Source organism: Actinomyces sp. HMSC065F12 (assembly GCF_001814535.1).
GTDB lineage: Bacteria > Actinomycetota > Actinomycetes > Actinomycetales > Actinomycetaceae > Pauljensenia > Pauljensenia radingae_A.
In genome coordinates, this window is record NZ_KV817026.1 from 1 (window position 1) to 1,092 (window position 1,092).

Below are 1,092 nucleotides of genomic sequence, written 5' to 3' on the forward strand. Positions count from 1 at the left end.
GACGATAACTACGATCTTGTCACCAGGCTTAGCGGGTCTGCTGAGGGTTTGGTTGACGTCTAGCTTGTTTCGCTGGGGCGGGGCAGGGAAGGATGTTGATTATGTTGGAGTTGTATTCAGAGCAGTTCAAAGCTGATGCTGTGGCGTTGGTGGAGTCTGGGGTTACTTTGCCGTCAGGTGTGTGCTGATTTGGGGATCTCGCGTTCCTCGTTGCAAAAATGGATTACTGATGCGAGGTTGCAGGCTCAGGGGATGCAACCGTCTGCCGATCCGGTAGCGACTAAAGAGATAAGCCAGGCTTTGAAACGGATTCGCGAGTTGGAGATGGAAAACGAAGTGCTACGTGCCGCGGCGGCGTACCTGTCTCAAGAAGCGATTCGCCCAAAAGGGTCTTCCCGACCGCGGAAAAGCTGATCAAGGCGGGTAAGGCGACCTTGACGGTAGCGGCTCGGGTACTGGGGTTTTCCCGCCAAGCATTTTATAAATGGGCTGCTAAGCCAGTTTCGAACAGGCAAGCCCAAGAAGTGGAGCTTATAGACAAGATTCGCCAGATTCACAGTGACGATCCTGAATTTGGTTACCGCCTGATAGCAGACGAGCTCCATGATCAAGGGATAGAGATTTCTGAGCGTCGAGTATGGCGATTGTGTTCTCATGCTCAGGTGTTCTCGGTGATCGCTAGGCGTAAGCCGCGTGGGAAGAAGTCGGGTGCTCCAGTACATGATGACCTGTTACAGCGTCACTTCCACGCTGATGCGCTCAACGTTGCGTGGGCTACAGATATTACGGAGCATTGGACCAAAGAGGGCAAGCTGTATCTGTGTGCGATCAAAGACCTGTGCTCGCGAAGAATCGTGGGTTATGCGACCGGTGGGCGAATGAAATTCACGCCTCGTGGTGGCGGCGCTCGATGATGCGATGAGGAAACGAGGCAATCCCCATGGCGTAATCGTTCACTCTGATCGTGGCTCGCAATTTCGTTCTAGAATATTCCGTGCCGCGCTGAAATCTTACGGCGCGAGGGGATCTATGGGCAGAGTTGGAGCGTGTGGGGATAACGCTGCGATGGAATCTTTCTTCGCTCTTGTACAA

Annotated in this window: 1 protein-coding gene and 1 pseudogene; both read left to right on the forward strand. The window is 53.4% G+C overall.

All coding sequences use genetic code 11. The features are described 5' to 3' along the window. Positions 1-135 precede the first annotated feature (135 nt). Positions 136-414, forward strand: coding sequence for a transposase (locus HMPREF2975_RS13115; protein WP_227469345.1), 279 nt, complete (start codon positions 136-138; stop codon positions 412-414). Positions 415-434: 20 nt separating this feature from the next. Continuing rightward, positions 435-1,092, forward strand: a pseudogene (locus HMPREF2975_RS13120) (IS3 family transposase); the annotation flags it as partial.